Annotated in this window: 22 protein-coding genes; 8 read left to right on the top strand and 14 right to left on the bottom strand. The window is 56.3% G+C overall.

What is annotated here, in order from left to right; translation table 11 throughout:
- Position 1: 1 nt before the first annotated feature.
- Both CPJ18_RS17670 and CPJ18_RS17665 read right to left on the bottom strand, forming a co-directional pair.
- Complete coding sequence (locus tag CPJ18_RS17670; protein WP_077118592.1) at positions 2–583, bottom strand: histidine phosphatase family protein; 582 nt, start codon at positions 581–583, stop codon at positions 2–4.
- A 68-nt stretch (positions 584–651) separates the two neighbouring features.
- Complete coding sequence (locus CPJ18_RS17665) at positions 652–1,500, bottom strand: GGDEF domain-containing protein (RefSeq protein WP_167397931.1); 849 nt, start codon at positions 1,498–1,500, stop codon at positions 652–654.
- Between the two features lie 75 nt (positions 1,501–1,575).
- On the opposite strand from CPJ18_RS17665, the gene CPJ18_RS17660 reads away from it, so the two are divergent.
- Entirely contained in the window at positions 1,576–2,100 is a 525-nt protein-coding gene (locus CPJ18_RS17660) for a ribonuclease H family protein (protein WP_244554373.1), read from the top strand.
- Positions 2,101–2,199: 99 nt separating this feature from the next.
- Here CPJ18_RS17660 and CPJ18_RS17655 read toward each other — a convergent pair whose 3' ends face one another.
- Both CPJ18_RS17655 and CPJ18_RS17650 read right to left on the bottom strand, forming a co-directional pair.
- Positions 2,200–4,671, bottom strand: a complete 2,472-nt coding sequence (locus CPJ18_RS17655; protein ID WP_103659519.1) for a glycoside hydrolase family 3 C-terminal domain-containing protein — start codon at positions 4,669–4,671, stop codon at positions 2,200–2,202.
- 73 nt (positions 4,672–4,744) lie between these two features.
- Positions 4,745–6,028, bottom strand: a complete 1,284-nt coding sequence (locus CPJ18_RS17650) for an MFS transporter (RefSeq protein ID WP_103659518.1) — start codon at positions 6,026–6,028, stop codon at positions 4,745–4,747.
- Between the two features lie 206 nt (positions 6,029–6,234).
- Here CPJ18_RS17650 and CPJ18_RS17645 point away from each other — a divergent pair, with 206 nt between their 5' ends.
- Entirely contained in the window at positions 6,235–6,876 is a 642-nt protein-coding gene (locus CPJ18_RS17645) for a TetR/AcrR family transcriptional regulator (RefSeq protein WP_077118589.1), read from the top strand.
- Positions 6,877–6,941: 65 nt separating this feature from the next.
- On the opposite strand, the gene CPJ18_RS17640 is transcribed toward CPJ18_RS17645, so the two are convergent.
- From CPJ18_RS17640 to CPJ18_RS17595, 10 genes are all read right to left on the bottom strand, one after another.
- Positions 6,942–7,760 (bottom strand): alpha/beta fold hydrolase, encoded by an 819-nt coding sequence (locus tag CPJ18_RS17640; RefSeq protein ID WP_077118588.1) that lies wholly within the window; start codon positions 7,758–7,760, stop codon positions 6,942–6,944.
- An 86-nt stretch (positions 7,761–7,846) separates the two neighbouring features.
- Complete coding sequence (locus tag CPJ18_RS17635) at positions 7,847–8,764, bottom strand: LysR family transcriptional regulator (protein ID WP_077104329.1); 918 nt, start codon at positions 8,762–8,764, stop codon at positions 7,847–7,849.
- A gap of 204 nt (positions 8,765–8,968) precedes the next feature.
- Positions 8,969–9,634, bottom strand: a complete 666-nt coding sequence (locus tag CPJ18_RS17630; protein WP_077118209.1) for an RraA family protein — start codon at positions 9,632–9,634, stop codon at positions 8,969–8,971.
- Positions 9,635–9,646: 12 nt separating this feature from the next.
- The gene (locus tag CPJ18_RS17625; RefSeq protein WP_077118586.1) at positions 9,647–10,468 is read right to left on the bottom strand and encodes a carbon-nitrogen hydrolase family protein; all 822 of its coding nucleotides are present in this window, start codon (positions 10,466–10,468) and stop codon (positions 9,647–9,649) included.
- A gap of 29 nt (positions 10,469–10,497) precedes the next feature.
- Entirely contained in the window at positions 10,498–11,232 is a 735-nt protein-coding gene (locus CPJ18_RS17620; RefSeq protein ID WP_077118207.1) for an HpcH/HpaI aldolase family protein, read from the bottom strand.
- Between the two features lie 25 nt (positions 11,233–11,257).
- Positions 11,258–12,049: an ABC transporter permease gene (locus tag CPJ18_RS17615; RefSeq protein WP_077118206.1), complete on the bottom strand. Its 792-nt coding sequence runs from the start codon at positions 12,047–12,049 to the stop codon at positions 11,258–11,260.
- Positions 12,050–12,062: 13 nt separating this feature from the next.
- Positions 12,063–12,944, bottom strand: coding sequence for an ABC transporter permease (locus tag CPJ18_RS17610; RefSeq protein ID WP_425292430.1), 882 nt, complete (start codon positions 12,942–12,944; stop codon positions 12,063–12,065).
- A 12-nt stretch (positions 12,945–12,956) separates the two neighbouring features.
- Complete coding sequence (locus tag CPJ18_RS17605) at positions 12,957–14,078, bottom strand: ABC transporter ATP-binding protein (protein ID WP_103659517.1); 1,122 nt, start codon at positions 14,076–14,078, stop codon at positions 12,957–12,959.
- A 149-nt stretch (positions 14,079–14,227) separates the two neighbouring features.
- The gene (locus CPJ18_RS17600; protein ID WP_103659516.1) at positions 14,228–15,292 is read right to left on the bottom strand and encodes an extracellular solute-binding protein; all 1,065 of its coding nucleotides are present in this window, start codon (positions 15,290–15,292) and stop codon (positions 14,228–14,230) included.
- A gap of 199 nt (positions 15,293–15,491) precedes the next feature.
- Positions 15,492–16,385, bottom strand: a complete 894-nt coding sequence (locus CPJ18_RS17595; protein ID WP_077104314.1) for a LysR family transcriptional regulator — start codon at positions 16,383–16,385, stop codon at positions 15,492–15,494.
- 126 nt (positions 16,386–16,511) lie between these two features.
- Between CPJ18_RS17595 and CPJ18_RS17590 the strand changes: the two genes are divergently transcribed.
- From CPJ18_RS17590 to CPJ18_RS17565, 6 genes are all read left to right on the top strand, one after another.
- Positions 16,512–17,432 (top strand): ABC transporter permease, encoded by a 921-nt coding sequence (locus CPJ18_RS17590; RefSeq protein ID WP_077118198.1) that lies wholly within the window; start codon positions 16,512–16,514, stop codon positions 17,430–17,432.
- A gap of 10 nt (positions 17,433–17,442) precedes the next feature.
- Complete coding sequence (locus CPJ18_RS17585) at positions 17,443–18,282, top strand: ABC transporter permease (protein ID WP_077118197.1); 840 nt, start codon at positions 17,443–17,445, stop codon at positions 18,280–18,282.
- A 27-nt stretch (positions 18,283–18,309) separates the two neighbouring features.
- A complete protein-coding gene (locus CPJ18_RS17580; protein ID WP_077118195.1) occupies positions 18,310–19,887 on the top strand; it encodes an ABC transporter substrate-binding protein in 1,578 nt (525 codons plus the stop codon).
- 101 nt (positions 19,888–19,988) lie between these two features.
- Entirely contained in the window at positions 19,989–21,635 is a 1,647-nt protein-coding gene (locus CPJ18_RS17575) for an ABC transporter ATP-binding protein (protein WP_103659515.1), read from the top strand.
- Positions 21,632–22,312, top strand: coding sequence for an RraA family protein (locus tag CPJ18_RS17570; protein ID WP_103659514.1), 681 nt, complete (start codon positions 21,632–21,634; stop codon positions 22,310–22,312). Before CPJ18_RS17575 ends, CPJ18_RS17570 begins: the two co-directional genes overlap by 4 nt.
- Entirely contained in the window at positions 22,312–23,877 is a 1,566-nt protein-coding gene (locus CPJ18_RS17565) for a gamma-glutamyltransferase (RefSeq protein WP_103659513.1), read from the top strand. The genes CPJ18_RS17570 and CPJ18_RS17565 overlap by 1 nt, the downstream gene beginning before the upstream one ends.
- Positions 23,878–23,916 lie beyond the last annotated feature (39 nt).

Here is a 23,916-nt window from a genome sequence, read left to right as displayed (position 1 = left end):
ACTATGTCTGGTTCCAGCTTCGAACGACCGGTTCTTGCATATTGTGTTCATAGCCGAGAATACTGATGCTGGTCGTGTCCAGAATAAAAAACGAGCCTGCTTCGGCTCCCAGTCCAAGCCATCGAGCCCCTAGAACCCGCAGGAAGTGTGAGCTCGAAAAAATCAGGACATTCCCATCGACTGCTCTGATCTTCTTTATCACGACATCGGCACGGGCGGCGACATCCGAGACGCTCTCTCCATCAGGGCAACCGTCTCGAAAGACGTTCCAGCCTGGACTATGGGTTTGGATGTCTTTAGTGGTGATGCCTTCATAGCGGCCATAGTCCCACTCAGCGAGATTATCGTCTATCTCGACTTTGGAGCCAAAACCGGCCAATTCGCAGGTTCTTCTTGCGCGTTGAGATGGGCTTGAAAAAACCGCGTCGAAATGAATTTGAGGTATTCGACCTTCCACAAGCCTCGCAGCACCCTCTCCGTTTTCCGTAAGAGCTATGTCGCTGCGGCCGGTATGCCGCCCTGAAAGTGACCACTCGGTCTCTCCGTGACGAACTAGGAAGATTTGAGGGAATTTCGTACTCATGTTGCCTGCCTCGATCACTTGATATCACCGATATCCCATCTTTAGGCAGCAAACGGAAGGGCACCCTTTTATTTCTGAATGGACCCTCTTTTCACGGGAACGCGCGCCTTGTGTGCTTCAGGTCGTTCCAGAGACTGGATGTCCCTGCTGTGCACGACGCGATTTCTGCCGGACGCCTTGGCAAGATAGAGTGCCTTATCGCACGCCGTGTAAAGAGCCTCGAACGTGGGATGATCTTCCTGATCTGCCACACCACCGGAAATCGTAACGTGAAAACGCGATGATCCTGCCTCAAATGATTGGGCGGCAATGAGTTCCCGGCAACGTTGGGCCAAAGCAAACCGCTCCGTGGGGGTCAGCGCCGAGACCAATACCGCAAACTCCTCTCCGCCGATGCGAGCAACGGCTTTGCAGTGCGCAAAAATTTCCGAAAGGTTGGTCGCAACAGCGATGATTGCCTGATCGCCGATGTCATGGCCGTACTGATCGTTGATCGATTTGAACTTATCGATGTCGAACAAAATCAATGACGAGTTTGCAGGCGCGCGCATCGCTTCCTCAAGGAAAGCTCTCCGGTTGAGGAGGCCCGACAGCATGTCCGTGCGGCTTAAACGTTCGAACGTTGCTCTCGATATCGTCAGATGATGGATAGCAAGTCCTACAACGTAAGTGATGGAAAATGTCAGGCTGGACGCTACTAGGGTGGAGATGATCACGCCGACAGTTGCTGCCGGAACGACATCATATGGCAGCCATCCCAGCCCATCCAGGCTGTAATGCGCCACCACATTAAGGACATCCGCCGCAATCGTAACGCAGAGGGTGATAGACAGCGCAAAGGACAGGACGTCGCGACGGGTCTCGAAGCGGTTTGTCGAACATGCCTTTTTTACATAATGGTCGATAAATGCGAGCATAGCCGATGGCTCCATGAGTGCTCGTGAGATATCTAGCATCGTTGCCTTAAATAACTTTAAATGAATTTAAGAGTCGTGAACCTGGCCACTGAAATCCCCGATCTTGACGAAGCACGTCAGCAGGCTCTGAACCCAGAGCCTGGACGTATGGATATTTACGTCGATGGATCCTACGATGCCGGATCAGGAAAGGGCGGCTGGGCTTTCGTTGCCATGAGCGCTGAAGAGACGCTCGCAACGGGATCGGGTCGCTTTGATGGTGCTACCAATAACGCCCTTGAACTGGTCGCAGCGCTTGAGGCCGCGAAATGGGCGAGCGATCAAGCAAAGTCATACGCAATAACCATCTGGTCGGATTCTGCATATGTCGTAGAAGGTAGCAACTATTGGCTACCAATCTGGAAAAACAACGGTTGGCGACGATACAATCCCAACCCGAGAGCGCGAAACCGGGGTATTCCAGATCAGGATTTATGGAAATTACTCGATCGCCAGCTTTTGGAAAATAAGCTTCTAACCATAGCTTGGTGCAAAGGCCATCAGGGAAACATTGGCAACGAACTTGCAGACCAACTCGCGGCTGCAGTTTACCGTCGATAAGTCTGGGCTACTCTCCCACAACACGACCCAGCCGGGATAACCCTTTTACAAGGGTTATCCCGGCTTTCGCATTACTAGTTAGGGTGCCGATCATCCCTCTCAGATGGAGGGATCACTGATATGACCCAGCCATAGCGTTGGATTTTCGATTGCAATACGGCTGCGAATATCAGCGGCATTTGCGGCGATCAGTAGCTCATAACCTCCGACATCCGAACGGAAGGCCTTTGCCTCGACATCGAAGAAGCTGAGATCGCGCGATGTCACTTTCAGCGTCGCGGTTGCTGTTTCGCCGGCTGCCAGTTCAAGTTTGGCAAAGGCCCGCAGTTCCTTTTCAGGCCGTGAAACCGAAGAGTTCAGCGAACGCACATAAAGCTGCACGATCTCCGAGCCCTTGCGCGCGCCGGTATTGGTCACATCGACCGTGACGGTAATGCCGTCCTCGCCCATAACGGCAGACGAGGCCTTGGCTTCGCTCCAGGTGAATTGGGTATAACCAAGGCCGAAGCCGAAGGGAAACAATGGCTCTACGCCGTGCGTGTCATGGTGACGATAACCGACGAAAACGCCCTCATCATAGCGCACGTGACCATCCTGTCCGGGATAGACCAGCGGATTATCGGTGATGGCGGAATTGTCCGAAAGCGATTTCGGGAAGGTCTGCGGCAGACGACCACCGGGTTCCGCGTCGCCGAAGAGAACATCGGCGACGGCGTTGCCGAGTTCCTGTCCGGGATACCACATTTGCAAGACGGCCTTGACCTTGTCCAGCCACGGCATCTCTACGGGGCCACCCGTTTGAAGCACCACGACAGTATTGGCATTAGCGGCAGCAACTTTCTCGATCAGCTCTTCCTGACGACCGGGAAGGCGCATGTCAGGCAAATCGAGACCTTCGGTATCCCACTGACCTTCGCGACCAACAAAGACGAGTGCCACATCGCAGGCGGCGGCCTTGGCAACGGCCTCTTCAATGGCGGCATCGCCTAGTGGCTTTTCGACGCCGAAGCGAATGGCAGTCAGATGAATGCCGTCAGCGGTCGCCTCTGGTGAGCAATATTCGATGGTCAGCGTATAGCTGCGTCCCGCTTCCAGTTCCAAGGCCTGTCGCTGTTCGCTGTTGGCGGTGCCGAAGTAGTTGTCGCCGGGCGTCCAGCCATCGTAGCCGTTCACCACCAGCTTGCCATCGACATAGAGCTTGGCAAGGCCAGCATTGGTCATGCCGAAGACATGCTCGGCGCTATCGGAAGGTACATAGCGCGCGGTGATGCGGGCCGAGAAGTCTGCCGGATCAAGTTCCGCCGAGGGCAGGTCGAACCAGAAGAATTCACCCTTGGTCGCTGTTTCGGTATGAACCGGCGCGCCTTCCCACTGTCTGCCCTTGAAGTAATCGACATGCATCTCGCTTGAGAAAACCTCGATCAGGCGGTTGTTCGTGCATCCGGTAGCGTGATGAACGCTATTGGCATTGGAGAGCGCTGCACGGATACCCTGAAGAGGGCTGACGGTGTAATGCGCGGCAATCTGGGCGCTGCCGCCACCCATGACGCGGGCTTCGGCAGCATTGGGGCCGACAACCGCGATACTGTCGAGGGAGGTTTTGGCCAGCGGCAGAATACCCTCATTTTTCAGAAGAACGGCACCTTCGGCACCGATCTGGCGTATGAGCGCGCGGTCTTCAGGAATGTCGAGAGAACTTTCGGTGAGATCAGGTACCGTTTCGAAAGCGCCGACACGTTCAAGAAGCGTCAGAATACGGCGTACCGCCTCACGCACGGTCTCCGCTTTCACCTCGCCGTTGCGAACAGCCTCGACCAGCTTCTCGCCACGGTCGCGGCTTGGGCCTGGCATTTCAAGGTCGAGACCGGCATTGACGGTAGCTGCCGTGGAATGCGAGCCGAACCAGTCGGACATGACGATGCCGTCGAAGCCCCATTCCTTGCGCAGCACCTGCGTCAGCAGCCACTCATGTTCGCTGGTATAGGTGCCGTTGAGGCGGTTATAGGATGACATGACGGCCATCACGCCAGCCTTCTTCACCGCCTGCTCGAACGGCAGCAGGTAGAGTTCGCGCAGGCTGCGCTCATCGATATCCGATGACATGGTTTGACGTTCGATTTCGGATTCATTGCCGACGAAATGCTTGATCGTAGCCGCGACACCCTTGCTCTGCACGCCCTGAATATAGGCAACGGCCAAAGCAGCCGTCAGCAACGGGTCTTCGGAATAGCATTCGAAATTACGACCATTGAGGCCTGAGCGGTGAATGTTGACGGTTGGTGCCAACAGAACTGACGCACCCTTGCTTTTCGCCTGACCTGCCAATGCAACACCCATGCGCTCCACGAGCGCCGGGTTCCACGTTGCGCCGAGCGCGATTGCGACTGGAAAGCAGGCCGCTTTGACACCAGCCACGAGTGATCCGGCACCACGGGCACCATTGGGGCCATCCGTAACCTTGATTTTGGGAACGCCAAGACGCTCAACGGGTACGGTTGTCCAGAAATCGGCACCGGCAAGCAGCGAAACCTGCTCTTCAAGCGTCATTTGGTTCAGGATATTCTCGATCATACGAGCCTCCAATATTTCTCATGCGATTGGAAAATGAGACGCACCCAAAATCGAGTGGCGCGTCTTAGCTATGTCAGCGAACCCCGCGCACGGGGGCGATGGCCAGTGCACCGAGAAAGGCACTGATGGCCGCAGCAGCATAGAGGACGCCATAATTCTGACCTCCTGCATTGCCGATGGCGAGAAGAAATGGCGCAACAGCTGGCGCGATGGATTGCGGCACGGCATTGGCGATGTTGAGAACGCCGAGGTTTCTCGCTGCATGGGTTTCCCGGTCCGGCAAGATATCCACGACCAGTGCCTGATCGACCGCCATGTAGACGCCGAAGCCGATAGAGGTAACCGCGATGCCGCTATAAAAGCTGGTGAGGTCGGTTGCGAAAACGATGACCACGATACCCAACGCATAGGTCATGGCTGCGATCAGCACGAAGGCCTTGCGGCGGCCGATGCGGTCCGACATGTAACCGGACACGAAAGATGAGCCGACGACGCAGATTGCGGTGATCAGCGTTGAAATGAACATGATATCGCCGATATCGGCTTCCGCTATCTTCAAGTGGTCCATCAGGTAGTAGACCTGATAGGATGTCAGCACCGCAAAGCCGAAGAAAACGAGAAAGCGGCTGAGCCAGGCATAACCGAAATCCGGGTGCTTGACGGGATTGACCCAGAAGCTGCCCAGCAGTTCGGACAGTCCCGGCGCGGATTGCTGAGGTGCCTCAGTCAATGGGCGATCTTCGATCACCAGAACGAAGACGAGAACCGACACAAGACCAATGGCTGTCGGCACCAGAAACATCGCGTTGCTGGCTGTTCCGGTCAGGGCCAGAATGCCGCTGCCGATTAAAAGCGCGATGTAGATCGACATGCCTGCGAGAGCAGACACCAGACCACGCTGATGTTCTGGCACCTGGTCCGGTACGGTTGCCACAAGTGCTGCAAGCATGGCGTTATAGGCTGTCTGGATCACACACCAGGCAATACCGATAACCACGAGGCTCGACGTATAGGCCATGAAAATCTGGGCAATACTACCCAATATGACGCCACCCACCAGCCAGGGTTTGCGCCGACCGAAGCGAGAGCGCGTGCGATCGGAAAGCTGGCCAAATATGGGGTTAGCCAGCAGCGCAAAAAGCGCGCCGAGACCAAGAATGGCTCCGAGGCTTGTGCCTTTGCCTGCCGGATCGAGCGTGTTGACCCGAATGGCCAGCGTCATGGCGACGGGCGTCATGACGGCCGTAAAGAAGCCGACACTGGCAAGTCCGTAAGTGAGAATAAAGGGCAAACCGACTGAGCGCTGAGTGCCCGCTCCTGAAGGCGGAGCGACAATATTCGGGGTTGCAATACTCATTTTTGAAAACCTCCACCGCAATACATTCGAAAACAACGTCGTCCTCCACCGAACTCCGCGTTAAACCTACCGACTACTCGGTTATCGTTGCAAGTCAACTTTTTTCTGTGCAGAGTCGAGAGTGCAATGGCTCAAATGAATGGCCTTTGCCCGGTTACTCGCGTGAAAATTCAGGGTAAAGCATTCCTTCGGATGTGGGAGTGAATATGATTGGTGAACCAAAAGCGGAGGGCGTGTTGGATGCAACGCCTGCCAAAAAGCGAAAGTCCCCAAAAGGTGCGATTCGCAGGGAAGCCATTCTTGCGGCGGCGATGCAGCATTTCGCTCGGGATGGCTACCAAAGCGCATCCTTCGCATCCATAGCCTCCGATGTCGGCCTGTCCTTGCCGGGGCTTCTTCACTACTTCCCGACAAAGGTCGATCTGCTTCTCGCCATTCTGGAAAAGCGAGACATTGAGAGCGCTTCGGCTGTGGGAGCAAAATACGAGGATTGGCGCAAGGTGCTTGTCGGCCTGATAGATGTTGCCAGGTCGAACCAAGATATTCCGAATGTCGTCCAGGCATTTGCGGTGCTCAATGCAGAAAGCTTGACCACAGATCACCCCGCGAGCACATGGTTTGCGCTGCGCGTCAGCCACCTCACCGAAAACCTCGTCTTTTCTCTGCAAAAGGGCATAGCCGAAGGTGAGATCAAACCCGATGTCGATCCCCTGTCTATCGCCTCTGAGCTGATAGGAATGATGGACGGGCTTCAGATGCTGTGGCTCAGAGCACCGGGAGAGATCGATATGGTGACGATATTCTCGGGCTATATAAGCCGACTGATCGAGACGATAGAGCTTCGCTGAGATCAGTGTTTTGTCATGTCGGTCTCGTCTCGCACCGGGCGAGACGAGACGTGTTCAGGGCTGAGTTATCCAAGAAACGTGATCAGATCCCGATTGAGACGATCTGGAACCGTGGCAAACAGGCCATGAGGTTCGCCGTCATATTCGATGAGCTGCGCACCCGGAATACCCTTGGCAGCGGCACGACCTGACGGATCAATCGGCACGGTCTTGTCGGCTGTCCCATGGATAACCAGCGTTGGGATCGTGAATGCGGCGAGATCGGGTCTGAAATCGGTTTTCCCGAATGCATCGACGCAGTCGATCGTCGCCTTTGGGCTCGCCATGACGCCGAGAACGAATGACCAGTCCAGAACGCCCTGGCTAACAGGGCTGCTGACCAGACCGACACCGTAGAATGTCTTGGCAAAGCTCTGAAGGAATGCAAAGCGATCCTTGCGAATATCGTCTTTCATGCCCTCGAATACGCTTGCGTCGACGCCATCAGGATTGCTGTCATCCTTGAGAAGGTAAGGAGCAACCGAGGCCACGAGAACCGCCTTGGAAATCCTGTCGGCACCATGGCGCGAAAGATAGCGTGCGATTTCACCACCACCCATGGAGAAGCCAACCAGCGATACATTCCGTAGATCGAGGCTCTCGATCACGCTGGCGAGGTCGTCGGCAAATGTGTCGTAATTGTATCCGTCAGCGGGATGGCCGGACTGACCAAATCCGCGACGGTCGTAGGTGATCACGCGAAAACCTGCTTCAAGAAGTGCCACTGTCTGATACTCGAACATATCGCCTGTCAAAGGCCAGCCATGGATGAGAATGACCGGGCTTCCTGTTCCCATGTCCTTTACGTGCAGCGTCGTGCCATCTTTTGCGTCTATGAAAGCCATCTGAAACTCCTCTGATGATGCTGCATGGTAAAGCCCGTCAGCGGGATACGGTTCCACCATGCGCTGCTGCGGCTCTGGCTTTTGGATCAGATGTGAACGGCGAGTGCGTTGTCATACAGAGAGCAGAACTCTGCGGCCACCTCGGATGCAATCGATGCGATGAGAGGAGACAAGCGAGAGGAGGGGTTTTCAAGATAGACGGCGAAGTAATCGGTTGCGGGAAAAGGTTGGCGGACGTTCAGCACCTTGAGGGTACCGAGCCGCAATTCGTTCTGAATGACGATGGGCGGCAGAACCGAAATCCCGATTCCAGCGGCGACCATGCTGATCGTCGTGGCGAGCGAATTGGAATAGTGCACCACGCCCTGGCCGAAAGAATTGGTGGGCAGATAGTCTACCATGCGCTTATAGGCCTGCGTCCCGACTTCGTAGGATATGATCGGGTGCATCATCAGATCGGCCCGGCTCATATTGTCTTCATCCGCAGGAAATGCGCTGTTGGCAATCCAGAACATGCCGAGCGTACACAGATCAACGATCCGGTACTTTTCCACCTGCGTGCCATGGAAACCGAGAATGATGTCGAGTTCGCGTTTCTCCAACTTGGAAAGGATCGTCAGTGATGCATCCGTTGTCACCGCAACACGGACGCGGGGGAAACGCTGCCTGAGCGTTTCCATGATGCCGGGAAGGATGGCCAGCGCCATCGAGGGAACGAGGCCGATGCGAATGGTGCCTTCGAGTGTTTCAGGTGGGGCGACGTCGGCGACCAGACGATTGTATCGGGTAATGATGTCCCGCGCACCGGAGACGAAAGCGCGTCCCTCACGCGTCAGATGCACATCGCGCGTATCGCGCTCGAAAAGCCGGATGCCCAGTTCCTGCTCCATCGCCGAAATACGATTGGAAATGGCGGCTGGTGTGATGTTCATGCGGTCGGCGGTGACTCGAAAACTTCTCAGTTCGGCAAGCCAGACGACTGTCTCCAGAAAACGAATATTCATTGCGTAAAAGCGCCCCACCGTTTTTCGACAAAATCGCGCGAAGTCGCGCTAAAATTGTCGCAAGCTGCTGTTTTTTACAGACTATGTTCCCGGTCATCACGTTACACCGCAACGGCAATATGACAACATCGGGTCGGTAGAGTTTGTGAAATCGTCTCGACAATGCGGCCCGAACGAAGTGCCGGGCCGCATCACTGATATGGATCAGGCAAGCTTTGCCAGAACCTTGGCACTTGCACCCGTCATGTCACCGAGCTTCTGCACCTTGTCGCGGACGGTAGCCTCACGTTTCTTTCCGGTTTCCTGGCGTTTCAACGCCTCCTCCGATACAGCGCGTACCTCATCGCGCGGGATGACCAGCACGCCACTTTCATCGGCAAGGATCGCGTCTCCAGGCATCACGACGGCACCGCCGCAGCTAACCGGAATGTTGAAGCCGCCACCGAGATCGTAGAGCCGCGTCGTGATCGGCGAGAGCCCACGTGACCACATTGGGAAATCGGAATCCTGAATTTCGGTGAGGTCAGTGCAGGGACCATCCACGATCCCGGCAACCGCGCCTGCTGCCTTGGCTGCAACGGTTACACCGCCGCCCCAGCAGGCATATTTGTCGTCGCCTAAGCGGTCTACAACCAGAATGTCCCCCGGTCTCAACTGCCCGGTGGCGTGGTGCAACAGCGTGGAATCCGGTCCGGCGATGGCCAGTGTCACTGCGGTACCAACGACGCGACGACCGGGAAGAAGCGGCTGAATCTGACGGTCCATAAAGCCGAGCAGACGCCAATGGCCCACGGTTGCCGTCTCCACACCGCTCAGAAGATCGAGGTCTTCTTGGCGAACCTGCTCAGGCATGTCCTTGATGACGTACATTTTTAAATCTCCTTACGCGCAGGCCAAACGGCGGTGTTGGGTCATCGGGATGAGATTGCGTACGCGCTTGATTTCCTTTTCATCAATTCGCGCCGTGACGTAACCAACCGGGTCGGATGCGCGGGCAATCGTATGGCCCCACGGATCGCAGACAAGTGAGTGGCCGTAGCAGGCCCGCTTTTCACCATTGACGGTGACGCTGCCGGTCTGGCCGCAAGCAACAAAATAGGTTTGTGTTTCGATGGCGCGTGCACGGGCCAGAACTTCCCAATGGTCCTTGCCCGTCTGCAGGGTGAAGGCAGCAGGTAGCACGATGATGTCGCAGCCTGCTTTTTCCAGCTGGAGGAAGAGTTCGAAAAAGCGGATGTCGTAGCAGATTGCGCAACCCACTTTCATGCCGTCAATCTCATAGGTGACGATGTCTTCGCCCGGCTTCACAGTTGCCGATTCCTTGTAGGCCGTGCCGTCAGGCGCGACGATGTCGAACATGTGAATCTTGCGATAGGCAGCGACTTGCTTGCCCTCTCGGTCGAACACGAAGCTGGTGTTGTAGATACGGTTTTCACCCTCGACCTTTTCCATGATGGTACCAGCATGGACGAAAACTTTGTTCTCGCGGGCAAAGTCCTGCGCCATAGTATAAGCCGCTCCCCCGGCTGGCTCGGCAAGCGCAAGCTTCTCTTCTGTTGTCGTGCCATAGACTTCGAAATATTCCGGCAGAACGATGAGGTCCGGCTGGTCCGTCTTGAGCGCTTCCGTCATCAGATCGTGGGTGATCTTCAAGTTGGTGTCGCGGTCTTTTTGCGGATTGGTCTGGATAAGGCTGATTTTCATGGATTTCCCTCCGGTTGTGTCGATCGCCATCAGGCGACGATCTTTTCCTGCTTGAGTGCATTGATGGTGGACATGATGCCGGCGCGCAGCGTCATGGTCTGGGTGGCGACAACCAGCATTTCTACGCCTTCTTCGAGCGCGAAATTTCGCTCTGCGGGTGTCCAGGCAGGCATGATCCAGCTCTTGCCGGCCTCTCGCGCGGCACGGGCAATGCGGGAAAGATCTTCACGGTCCGCATCGTTGAACGCATAGGCACCGCGGCCACGGGCAAGCGCCAGATCGGATGGTCCGGGAAACAGACCATCGACCGTGTCGAGGGCAATGATCTTTTCGACGTCGGCCAGGCTTTCTGCCGTCTCAATCATGACGTAGCATTTGGTGCGTTTGTTCTCGGCCTCGAAGGCATCTGAGGACGGGCGGGCATAACCAAAGACGCGGCCTCCCGCATAGGAGCGGATACCGAGCAGGGGATATTTTGCCGCCTTCGTCACCTCACGCGCGTGGTCGACGCCGAGAATGTGGGGAAGGATGACGCCATCCGACCCGAAATCAAGCGCCTGCTGAATGGCTTCCGTCGTCGGCGCTATGACTTTGGTCAGGGTCGGGATGCCGAGCGATTTGGAAAAGGCGAGAAACTGGTCGAGCGTGCCGAGATCGAATGTGCCGTGTTCCAGCTCGATCACCAGTTGCTTGACGCCGCAGGTCTTTGCGATTTCCAGAAAGCCGAAATGCGGCTGCGACATCCAGAGCGCGATATTGTCCATGTCAGAAGTCTCCATTGCAAAGTCGTTATTTGCCGACGGTCCTGGAAAGGCCGAGCGTGCGTTCGATGAGGAAGATGATGGCAAGCGTGGCAGCTACGAGAACAACCGAAACGGCGGCCGTCATCGGGTCGGTCTGGCTTTCCACATAGTCGAAGATTTCCACCGGCAGGGTGCGCAGGCGCGGGCCCGTGATGAACAGCGAGATGACCACCTCGTCAAAGGAAAGAAGGAAGGAGAGTGCAGCGCTGGCGATGAAGCCCGGCATCATCAAAGGGAGGGTGATGCGGCGGACGACGGTGAAAGGCGAAGCGCCGAGCATGGTCGCCGCTTCTTCCACGGATGGGGGGAGGGTGGAAAACGCCGTCAGCATGATCCGGATCACATAGGGGGTGGTGATGATCAAATGGGCGATGATCAGACCGGTATAGGTGCCGAGCAGCCGTGCCTGAACGAACACTAGGAGAATGGCGAGACCAAGCACGATGGATGGCAGAAGCAGGGGCGCGGTGAAGAGGTTCAGCAGAAACTCCCGGCCAATGAATTTCCGGCGGCGGATGGCAAAGGCCGCAGGCACACCGGCTGCCAGTCCCAGCACCGTCACGGTGACCGCAATGGTGAGGCTGATCCAGAGCGCGTTGATGAAACCGCTGTGGCTGAACATCGCGACATACCAGCGGATGCCCCAGCTTTCCGGGGGAAAGGTAATGTAGCTGTCATTGCTGAAGGACAAAGGCAGCACGATCAGAATGGGAGCCAGCAGAAAGAGATAGATGCTGGCGACGAGAAGCCGGAATGGAATGCTCAATTGGCCGATCATATCAATTTCCTTCCTAGTCGAAGCGCTTGACGACGCGGGAATAGACAGCAAGGGCGATGCCGAAAATGATGAGGACGATGACGGAGATCGCCGCGGCGGTTGGCCATTCCAGCTGGATGACGGCCTGATCGTAGATTTCGGTCGCCAGCAGGAAGACACGTCCGCCGCCCAGAAGCTTCGGGGTGATGAAGGAGCTGATGGAGAGAACGAAGCAGAGCAGGCAACCAAGGGCGATGCCAGGTGCCGTCAACGGAAGGATGATACGGCGAAAGCGGGTCCAGCTATTAGCACCGAGCGAGGCAGCCGCTTCCTCATAGACATTTTCCAGACGACCAAAGCCAGCGATCAACGACAGTGCCATATAGGGAATGAGCACTTCGACCATGCCGATAAAGACGCCCAGCGTGTTGTTGGTCAGGCGCAATGGGCTGTCGATGATGCCAGATGACATCAGGATGCCGTTGACCACGCCCTGATCTCCCAGAATGACCATCCAGCCATAGGTGCGCACCACGCTGCTGACGAGCAGCGGCGACACGGTGATGACGAACAGCATGTTGCGCCACGTCGGGGAAACCCGGTGCAGGAAAAGCGCAATCGGATAGGCGCAGCACAGCGTGATGCAGGTCACGCCAAAACCCAGTATCAGAGAGTTGGAGATAAGTTCTATGCTGAAACTGTCGGTGAAGAAATCGATGTAGTTTTCCAGCGTGTAGTTGTTCGTCAGCACGCCGCCGCTTCGGCTTTCGATGAAGGATATCATCGCCAATCTAGCAACGGGCAGCACGAAGGCGATGAAGTTGATGATTGCCATTGGCAAAAGCAGGGCGACGATCAGAAAGGGAAATGATCTCTTGCGTGTCGTTGCTTTGGCTAGTGGCATGGTTTCGGTCACGGTTGCCATGGTTCAGCTCCCGAAAACTTGCATGTCTTGCGGCTTCCATTCACACAGAAGCTTTTCACCGCTCTGAAAACTGTGACCGGCACTGGCCGTATGTACTTCGGTGGTCAGAATATTGCCGCCGATGTCGATGTCATATTGCACCACGTCACCGATATAGGTCACACGCACGACCTTGCCGTGGGTGGAGTTGGTCGCAATACTGACAAGGCTTCGGTCGCGACTTGGTGTCAGACTAATCCGATGCGGGCGAATAGCCGCTTTGGCTTTGCCGGATGTCACCCCTTGCGTCTTGCAGGGGTAGACGGCACCAGCGATCCGAACGCGGTCGAGCGCTTCGATTTCGCAGTCAAGAACATTGGTGCGGCCGACGAAATTGGCAACGAAGAGATCGGCTGGGCGCTCGTAAATGTCTTCCGGCGTGCCGAGTTGCGCGACCTTGCCGCGATGCATAACGCCGACGAGATCGCACATGGTCAGCGCTTCCACCTGATCGTGCGTCACGAAGACAGTGGTGATTTGCAGACGCTGCTGAATTTCTCGGATTTCGATGCGCATGTCGTCGCGCAATTTGGCATCGAGATTGGAAAGTGGTTCATCAAGAAGAAGCAGGCGCGGGCGGATGACCAGAGCGCGGGCCAGTGCCACACGCTGCTGTTGACCGCCCGACATTTCCTTGGGCTTGCGCCCGCCATAGCCGGGCAGGCGCACCATTTCCAACGCCTCTTCCACGCGGTCCCGCGCCTCGATCCGGGATATGCCGCGCATTTCAAGACCGAACGCCACGTTCTGCGCCACCGTCATATGCGGAAACAGGGCGTAGTTCTGAAAGACGAGGCCAATATCGCGCTTATGCGGCGGCTTGTGGGAAATATCATCGCCATCTATGGAGATTTTGCCTCTGGTGATGTCCAGCAGGCCGGCGATCATGCGCAGGGTCGTGGACTTGCCACATCCCGAAGGTCCCAGAAGTCCGAGAAGCTTGCCTTTGGGAACATCGATGGCGAGATCATCGACCGCCATGTAGTCGACGCCATACCGTTTGGTCACGCCCTCAAGTTTGAGAAAGGTCTGATCACCGGCGGGCGAGGCGGCCTGATCATCCAGCTGTCTTTGTTTAGTGTACATGTCATCACCATCCGCGGATTGAGGTCGTCATCTTGGGAGGGAAACGCGCTGCCGAATTCTCGGCACGTGCCTACGTTCACGTGCGGACACGCGGTGCAGTCATCGAGCTGATTTCGTTTGGGTAAGAAGCAGCACGCTTCCAGCAGGCGTTAGCGTCCTGCTGGAATGATCTTGCGGCGCCAAGGCTGGAGAAGATCGTCGCGCATATCGCCGATGGTCATCCAATCAACCTTGATCAGCTTTTCCTGCTGTGCCGGGTCCATCATCGGAATGCGCTTGGCGGTCGCCTCGTCTACTTCGGCCTTTTTGTTTGTTGGCGCGTAGAACATCGCCTTGGCAAACGCAGCCTGCGCCTCTGGCCCAATCGCATAGTTGATGAAGGTCTGCGTTGCCTCTGGTTCAGATGCCTTCTCGATGGCGCTGATGACATTGATCTGCGACGCGGTGCCTTCCGCCGGAGCAATCGAATTCAAGCGGCCTTCCGTCTGATCGAAATAGAATTGTGAGCGAGCGTTCCAGCCGATGGAAACCGTGGCCGTGCCGTTGGCAATCAGCGTATAGGCATCCGGTTTGGGTTCCCAGGTCTGAACGCGCGGTGCCAGTTCCACCAGCTTCTCGACGCCGGGGTCGATTGTTTTTTTGTAGTCTTCCTCGTCCGCCAGACGATTTGCGATGATGGTCAGCACGATGGCCTGAATATCGCCGCCGCCCTGAGCAGGGAGGACGACTTTGCCCGCCTGTTTTTTATCCCACAGCGCTTCCCAACTGACCGGCGGGGTCGGGAAGGCTTTGCTGTTATAAATCAGCGTCAGAGTATCATATGTCAGCGGAATGGCGGCACCACCGAGCTCCTTGCCGATATCGAACAGATCGGCATAGTTGGTCGTTTTGCTCGTATCGAGTTCGGCGACGAGGCCTTCCTCCTTTGCGATCTTTGCTACCGAAAGATCGTAGATGACGGCGTTGACCTGCGGCGCATCCCTTTGAGCGCGCATGTTGCCGAGCGAGGTGGCTGCGTTCTGCACGCCGTAATAATTGACCTTGATATCGGGATTGGCCTTCATGAAGGGCTGGATCACCGACTTCATGTAGTTTTCTTCAAACGGGCCGCGGTAGCCCATGACGGTGATTTCCGCAGCGCTCGCATAAGCACCCGACAACATTGTCGCTGCGAAAAATGTAGCAGAAAGGACTTTCATGGAGATGCACGTCATATCGATATTCCCCTTTACCTTGTGGCTTCTGTTGTTAAGGGGAACGATATGCAGCGTATCGAAAGGGGTCCAACGACTAAAATCTATCACCCGGTTAGAATTTCTTTTTAATGGATTGGCCGATTGGAGTAGGTTCGTCGCTGGCAAGAAGTTATGGGCTTGGCCAGAGATCGATCATATCAGGCAGCGCGATGATCCTTCACCGTACGTGGGCTCTGGCGAACTCGACGAAATCCAAAACAACTTTCGATTTCTCATTGACCTGCCATCCAACAACCAGTTCCACTTCGTCGGGAATCTCGGCAAGTGGCCGATAGACGAGATGCGGGCTGAGATTGTGGGCAAGCCATGACGGCGCAATGGCGATGCCCACACCAGCGGCGACAAGTGTTGCAATGGCAAGCGTGTGCGACACTTCCTGCACGACCATGGGATAAATCCCAGCACGGCGAAATGCGTCCATGATGACATGGTGGTAACTTGCGCCTATCGTGGGCGCATAGGTTATGATGGGTTCTCCGGCGAAGTCCTTGACGCTGACATGTCTCTGATCTGCAAGTCGATGGTGCTTGGGCAGAACTGCGACAAAACCTTCTTTGAACAGATGCTCCGTTTTCATGAAACCGGCACCATTTGTCTGGCGAATGAAAGCCACCTGAACCTTGCCGCTTTGCAGCAGTTCCAACTGGCTGGCGGTGCCCAGCAATTGTACATCCACCTGCACTGCGGGATATTTCTTGTGAAACTCCGCGATCACGCCCGGCAGGACATGCGACAGCGCAACATGGACGCCGCTCACGTAAATCTTTCCACTATTATCGCCAGAAATAGAACGCGTGTGCGTGACCGCCCGGTCTATGCCGCCTAGAATTTCCAAAGCATGCCTCAGGAATATCTCTCCAGCCGGTGTCAGCTTCACACTTCGTGTCGTGCGGATCAGCAAACGCGTTCCGATGCGATCCTCAAGCTGACGTATTTGCTGACTGAGAGGTGCTTGCGCCATGCCCAATTTGTCCGCTGCCCGGCTGAAATGCAGCTCTTCGGCGACGCAGGTGAAATAATGAAGGTGACGAAACTCAATGCCGTATTTCATATGCTGTAGATATCAATGGCAGGGCTATTTTGTAATAGATAATAACGTATTCCCGTGATTATCTTTCCAAAAAAATACGCGAATGGCGGGAACAGCTGAAACATCGGTCACAGAAAACGGAGCACCATGACGCGATTCTGGTTGCTAAAAATACTACGCACAGCCCTTACCCTATGGTTCGTCGTAACATTCACATTCGTCGTGCTGAGAACCTCCGGAGACCCGGTCGTGGCTCTGGTTGGGGCGGATGCCACCGCCGAAGAAATAGAGCAGTTCCGGGCGCTGTGGCGTCTCGATGACGCGTTGTGGCTGCAATATCTGCGCTATATCGGGCAGATGGCGACGGGACAGTTCGGAATCTCCTACCGGGACGGTCGGGAAGTCATCGATATCATTGCCGAGCGGGTGCCATGGACGATCATGCTTGGTGTGTTCGCCTATGTCGGGGCGATCCTGATTGGCATTCCGGCGGGCATATTTGCTGCTATCAAGCGCGGCTCCCCGTTTGACAATCTCATCATGGCCACAGCCGTTTTCGGGTTTGCCATACCAAATTTCTTTCTCGGAATCCTGCTTATCCTTTTGTTTTCACTGGCGTTGCAATGGCTGCCAAGTTCCGGCACCGGAACCATCTGGCATCTGCTGATGCCTGCATTGACACTGGCAACCTTTACTGCCGGTACGCTTGCTCGCTTCACTCGCTCAGCAATGCTGGAAGTGCTGGACAAGCTGTATATCCGCGCAGCCGCCGCCAAAGGTGTCAGCTACTGGAAGCGGATTGTTTTTCATGCGCTACCGAATGCTGGCATTCCCATCATTACCATTATCGGTCTCAATCTGGGTGAGTTGATCGGCGGCGCAATTGTGGTCGAGACCGTTTTTGCCTGGCCGGGCGTTGGTAGATTGCTTGTCACGGCTGTTTCATCTCGAGATCTGGCTGTCGTGCAGGGACTTGTGCTGGTCATGGCGGTGACGATGGTCACGGCCAATCTCATCGTCGATTTGCTTTACGGTCTGCTTGACCCGCGCATTCGCGTCTCGAATTAGGTCGAAAACGATGAAGCGCCGCTCTCCCATCCTTATCTTCGCCATCATCGTGCTCGTACTGGCCGTATTTGTCGCCATCGTCGGCAATATTTTCACACCCTATGGCGTGACACAGCAAAACCTGCTGGCTCGATTGAAGCCACCGGCATTTCTTGCGGGCGGCAATCCGAATTTTCCGCTCGGAACGGATCGTATCGGGCGTGACATGGTGGCGCGTGTTATCGCTGCCTTGCAGATGTCGCTGTCGGTTGCCATTGCAGGCACTATCATCGGTGCCGTTTTTGGCTCGCTCATCGGCTTCGTTGCTGCCCATTTCCGCGGTTGGGTGGATGAAGCGCTAATGATGCTGGTGGATTTTCAGGCGTCACTGCCGTTCATCCTCATCACGCTGACGCTACTGGCCTTCTTCGGCAACAGCCTTGTGCTGTTCATCTTGCTGATGGGCCTTTTCGGATGGGAAAAATATGCTCGTCTTTCTCGCGGCGTGGTGCTTTCGGCGGTCAATCAGCCCTATGCCAAGGCCATTGTCGCGCTGGGCGCGGGAAATGGTCGGCTATATCTACGACACGTCTTGCCGAACGTCGCCAGCGCACTGATCGTTCAGGTCACATTGACCTTTCCGCAAATCATTCTGCTTGAGACCTCACTCAGTTTTCTGGGTCTGGGCATTCAGGCACCGCAAACCAGTCTCGGCCAGATCCTCGGCGATGGCCGCGATTATCTCTCGACTGCCTGGTGGATTTCGGTCGTGCCCGGCACGGTGATTTTTCTCGTAACACTCTCAATGAGCATTGTCGGCGATTGGCTGCGTGATCGGCTTGATCCGATGCTGCAGGGCCGTAACGCATAAACAGAACGCGACCAAGGAAGGTAGAACATGTTTACCAGGCGTGAAGTTGGAAGTCTCATTCTCGCAGCAGGCGCTGTGACATTGGCAGGTCGTGTACCGCTGGCGCATGCCCAGCAGCGACCAACGCTGAATATCGCCGTCGATAACCTTTGGGCCACCATGGCGCCCATCAACGGTATCTCGACCACATCTCGTCGCATCTTCCCGAATTTCTACGATACGCTGGTAGAGCGGGATTATATCAACGACGAAAACGGGTTGATCTTCGCGCCCAAGCTGGCCACGAAATGGGTGCAGAACGGAAACATCTGGACATTCACCCTGCGCGAAGGCGTAAAATTCCACGATGGCAGTGAAATGACGGCTGAAGACGCAGTCTTCACGCTATCGCCAGAGCGTCTGTGGGGCGAAAAGCCTTTCGAGCCGCGCGGCAAAACGTTCACGGCTGGCTTCAAGCGTGTCGAAGCGACGGGTAAGTACACCTTCGAGATTGAAACCGTCAAACCGGACCCTAATATTCCAAGCAAGCTAACCGGCTATATTGGCTTCGTCGTGCCGAAGAAATATTACCTGGAAGTGGGCGTTGATGCGTTCGGACAAAAACCCATCGGCACGGGTCCCTACAAGGTAGAGACGTTCCGCTCTGGCGAAATCATGGTGCTGGAGGCCTTCGATGAGTATTGGGCCGGTCCGCCACCGGTGCAGAAAATCAACTGGAAGATCGTCCCGGAATTTGCCGCCCGCATGGCGGGTCTGGTATCGAAGGAATTCGACTTTATCGTCAACATTCCCACGGACCAGGAAGCCACACTCGAAGGCTATGACGGCGTGACACTGAAGCGCGTGCTGGCCGACAACTATCCCGCACTTGCCTTCAACACCCGCCCCGATCCGGAAGACAACCCGCTTGTCGATCCGAATTTGCGATATGCGATGGTTCAGGCCATCGACATGAATGCCATTGTGCAGGCCCTGTTCAATGGCACAACGGAGCACCCGGCGGTGCCTTTCAACTTCACCGAATACGGCAAATTCTACGATCCTAACCTGCCGGTGAAATTGCCCTATGACGTGGAAGCGGCTAAGGCGCTGGTGGCCAAGACGAAATATAAAGGTGAGGTCCTGATCTGGCACATCACCCGTCAGTTCTACCCGAACTATGAGGCCGCTGCCGAGATCATGATCGAGCAATGGCGCGAAATCGGCGTCAATGTTCAGGCGCAGGTTCTGGACAATTTCGAGCTGGTTTATCGCCGACCGTATCACATGATGAACATGTCCATGAGTTCGGACTTCATTCCGGGCGACCCATACCAGCCGCTCTGGCTCGATTGGGGTCCAACGGCATCACGTTCTACGGCGACCTGGAAGACGTGGGATCCATCGCCCGAATTCGTCGAGCTTGGCAAGAAGTTCGACGCCGCAACGGACTTTGAGGAACGCAAGAAAGCCTATCTCGCCCTTTCGGACGAGTGGCAGCGCATCACGCCCGGCTATTATCTCTGGAAGAGCGTCTATAACTGCGCGCACCGCGCTGGGATCGAGTTCCGATACAAGCCCAACGGCGAAATGCGCATCTATGGCGATTACTTCAAATTCGTCTGATGGGCGAGCAAGGACACCCTCAAGGATATGACGTTCGCGGAGTTCCGCGAACGTCTTCCAGAAATCCCGGTTGTCCTTGAGAATGCAAAGGCAAAGTGACCATGAGTGATGTGCGGCTGTCGATCGATCATCTCAGTGTCCCGCTACCGCAAGGCGCAGATCGCGGCTTTGCCGTGGAGGATTTGTCGCTCTCGGTCGCAAAGGGTGAAATCCTCTGCATCGTCGGTGAATCCGGTTCCGGCAAATCCTTGACGGCGCTCGCCGCCATGGGGTTGTTGCCGCGCAATCTGGGCAAACCCACCGGGGAGGTCAGGTTCGAGAACAAAAACCTGCTCACCATTGACGATGCGACAAGGCGCGGCATCACCGGCCGTAGCATCGCCATGATCTTTCAGGAGCCAACTGCCGCCCTCAACCCAATCTTCAGGATCGGCAAGCAGGTTTCGGAAGCGTTCCAGGTTCATACGTCTCTGTCAAAGGCAGAGATAAAGGAACGTGTCATCAAGCTGTTTCAGGAGGTGCATCTGCCCAACCCTGAACAGATTTTCTACTCCTACCCGCACCAATTGTCTGGCGGACAATGCCAGCGTGTCATGATCGCCACGGCGCTGGCGCTCGATCCTTCGGTGCTGATTGCCGACGAACCAACGACCGCGCTCGATGTGACCACTCAGGCGCAGATTTTGAAACTGATGCTGGAGTTGCGCGAGCGGCACGGCACGGGCATCATTTTCATCACGCATGATTTTGGCGTGGTGGCGGAGATCGCGGATCGCGTCGCTGTTATGCAGAAAGGCAAGCTGATTGAAATCGGCACGCGTGATGAGGTTCTTAACCGTCCGCAACAGGACTATACAAAGCGGCTGCTGGCGGCTGTGCCAACATTGACGCCGCGCAAAGAACGGGAAGGCCTGGGTTCGCCCGTCCTAATCGCCAAAAACATCATCAAGACGTTTTCACGCTCTGGCCTGTTTGGTGCAGGGCGCGTCGTCAAGGCTGTCGATGACGTCGATATCACCATCCGCCGGGGCGAAACGCTTGGGCTGGTCGGCGAGTCCGGTTCAGGCAAGTCGACGCTGGCGCAATGTGTGATCCGTCTCGTCCAGCCGGAGAGCGGCGATATAGTCATCTCCGACGGCAACTTTTCCGGCCTGCGCGGCAAAGCCCTGCGCGAAGCGCGCCGCAAGGTGCAGATCGTCTTTCAGGATCCTTACACCGCGCTCGATCCGCGCCAACGCATCGGTGATGCCATTGCCGAAGGCCCCATCGTTCATGGCCTCGATGCCAAGGCAGCCATGGTCCGGGCGCTCGATTTGCTGGAAGCCTGCGGCCTGGACCGGGCGTCGGCAACACGCTTCCCGCATGAGTTTTCCGGCGGACAAAGACAGCGCATCTGCATTGCCCGCGCACTCGCTGTGGAGCCTGAGCTTCTCATTGCAGACGAGTCGGTGTCTGCTCTCGATGTTTCGGTGCAGGCACAGGTTCTCGATCTTTTGGCCAAAATGCAGGAACGGCTTGGTTTTGGCATTCTGTTCATTACCCACGATCTGCGTGTCGCGAGCCAGATTTGCGATAACATCGCTGTTATGCGTCACGGCCGCATCGTGGAGCGTGGTGACCCGGCTTCGCTGTTTGGTTCACCCAAGGACCCTTACACAAGAGAATTGCTTGCCGCAGTTCCAGGCAAGGGCTGGCAGCACAAGCCGGTCTTGCAGGATGCCAACATATCCCCAGAGGAAACCCCATGAAAAAATACCATATCGGCGCACAGGCCCCACAGATCGATCCTGATCTGCGGGCGAGATTTGAAGCCGTTGAAGTTGCCACCATCGGACATTTTCGCCACCGCGGCTTCGTGCACCACGCGATCACGCCGGTTGTCCAAGTCGGGCGCACGCTGGTCGGCACGGCCATCACCGTCGCCATTCCCGCGACGGATTCGACTTTGCTCCATCACGCCGTCTCCGTCATTCGCCCCGGCGATTTTCTGTTCGTTGACCGGCTGGGGGATGACCGCCACGCCTGTATTGGCGGCGGTGTTGCTTTTGCCATCAAAACGGCGGGCGCGATGGGCGTCGTCATCGATGGGCCGTGCACGGATGTAGAGGAAATCATCGAACTCGGCATGCCCCTATGGTCGCGCGGCGTCTCCGGTATCACCACCCGGCTGAATGATCTTGGTGGTTCTCTGAACCTTCCGATTTCCTGCGGCAACGTACCCGTCATGCCCGGCGACATCGTGATTGCCGATGCCAGCGGAATTCTCGTCATTCCGGTCGATGAGGCCGAAGAGGTGTTGCAGGAAGCCGAGGCCAGGCAGGCGCGTGCGGGTCGAAACAAGGGCAAGATCGAGGCTGGTGAAAAGCTCGGCGATCTCTCAGGCGCAAGCCGAATGGTTGCCGCCGCGCTTGTGGAGGCCAAGTGATGGAGAACCCACAATTCAATCATCTGCGTGTCGAACGCAGTACGACGCGCAAAGTCGCGGGCGTCAGCGCGCGGGGTGTCGTCACCTCTCAGCACTACGTCGCAGCAGAAGCAGGTGCCGCAGTCCTTCGTGAAGGCGGCAATGCTGTCGACGCGGCCGTAACGGCTGCTTTTACCCTTCAAACGGTCGAACCATGGATGACCAGCCTTGCCGCCTGCGGTTACATGCTGGTGGCCCAGCCGGATGGTACCGTTGAGACGATCGAGTTCACCGGTCGCGTTCCATCGTCCTTCCATGCCGATTTTTACAGGCCGGATCCGAGTATCAAGACCTTCATCGGGCATCCCGCATCCGTTGAGAACCGCAATGTCGATGGCTTCACGGCCGCTGTCGTTCCCGGTTGCGTGCGCGGTTTTGCGCATGCGCTGAAGCGACATGGAACGATCGGTTTCGATGCCGCACTTGCACCTGCCATTGAAAGAGCGCGCCAGGGGCTGGTCGTTGACTGGCATACGACATTGGCCATTGCCATCGCTGCATCGGATCTCGCCAAGGATGAGGGTGCCCGATCTGTTTTCTTGCCCGATGGTTTTCCGCCAGAGCCGGGAACCGTCTTACCCTTGACGGCGCTGGCCCAGACTCTGGAAACACTGGCGAATGAAGGGCCTGATGCGCTTTACGGCGGCTCAATCGGTACGCAACTGATCGCGGATATGCAGACCGGCGGCAGCTTCATGACGCTTGAGGATTTGGCGGCCTATGAGCCACTGATTTACCGGGCACGCAGTATGACGTTGCAAGACAAGACCGTCCACGTGGCAGGCGAGACGAGTGCGGGGCAGCGCCTGTTCGACGCATTGTCCTTCTTCGATCAGAAGCGTGGCGTTGGCCCGGTGGATGCGGATTTCTTCACGACCATGTCGCAGGCTCTATGGGAATCCTTCAGCGCCCATCGCCGCAGGCTGAACCCGGCAGAAACGACGAACAAGACCAGCACAACGCAGGTTAACGCCGTTGATAGCGAGGGGCGGATGGTGGCGATCACCTTTACGCTGCTGAACCGTTTCGGCGCACGCGCGCTTTCGCCATCGACCGGCATCTTGCTGAACAACGGCATGTCCTGGTTCGACCCCACGCCGGGCCGAGCCAATTCGTTGACGCCAAATGCCTATGCCCCCAGCAATATGTGCCCCGTCGTCGTGACGGACACGAATGGCACTTTCGCGGCATATGGTGCTGCTGGCGGCAATCAAATCGTACCATCTCTCGCTCAATTAACGGGCATGATCGTGCATGCCGGCATGGATGTCGAAGAGGCCATGAACACGCCGCGCATGACGACGGGACCGCATAGCGATATCATCGTCAACGTGGATATGCCCGCTGAGTACGTCGAAGCATTGACGAAGATCGCCAAAGTCAGACCGGCGGCGCAGGTGGTGTTTCCAAGGCCATTCGCTGCACCGGGCATGATCGGTAGGCGGGGCGACAGCTTCGTTGGCATGCCTGACACGACTTACCCTGCCGCTTACGCGGCAACTGTTGAGACGCAATCCCTATCGTGAAATCGATTTAGCCGCCGTGATGCGTCGTTCGCGAAAGGA

This window comes from Agrobacterium rosae, from assembly GCF_002915175.1.
Classification (GTDB): domain Bacteria; phylum Pseudomonadota; class Alphaproteobacteria; order Rhizobiales; family Rhizobiaceae; genus Agrobacterium; species Agrobacterium rosae.
This window is presented reverse-complemented; position numbering and strand designations above follow the sequence as displayed.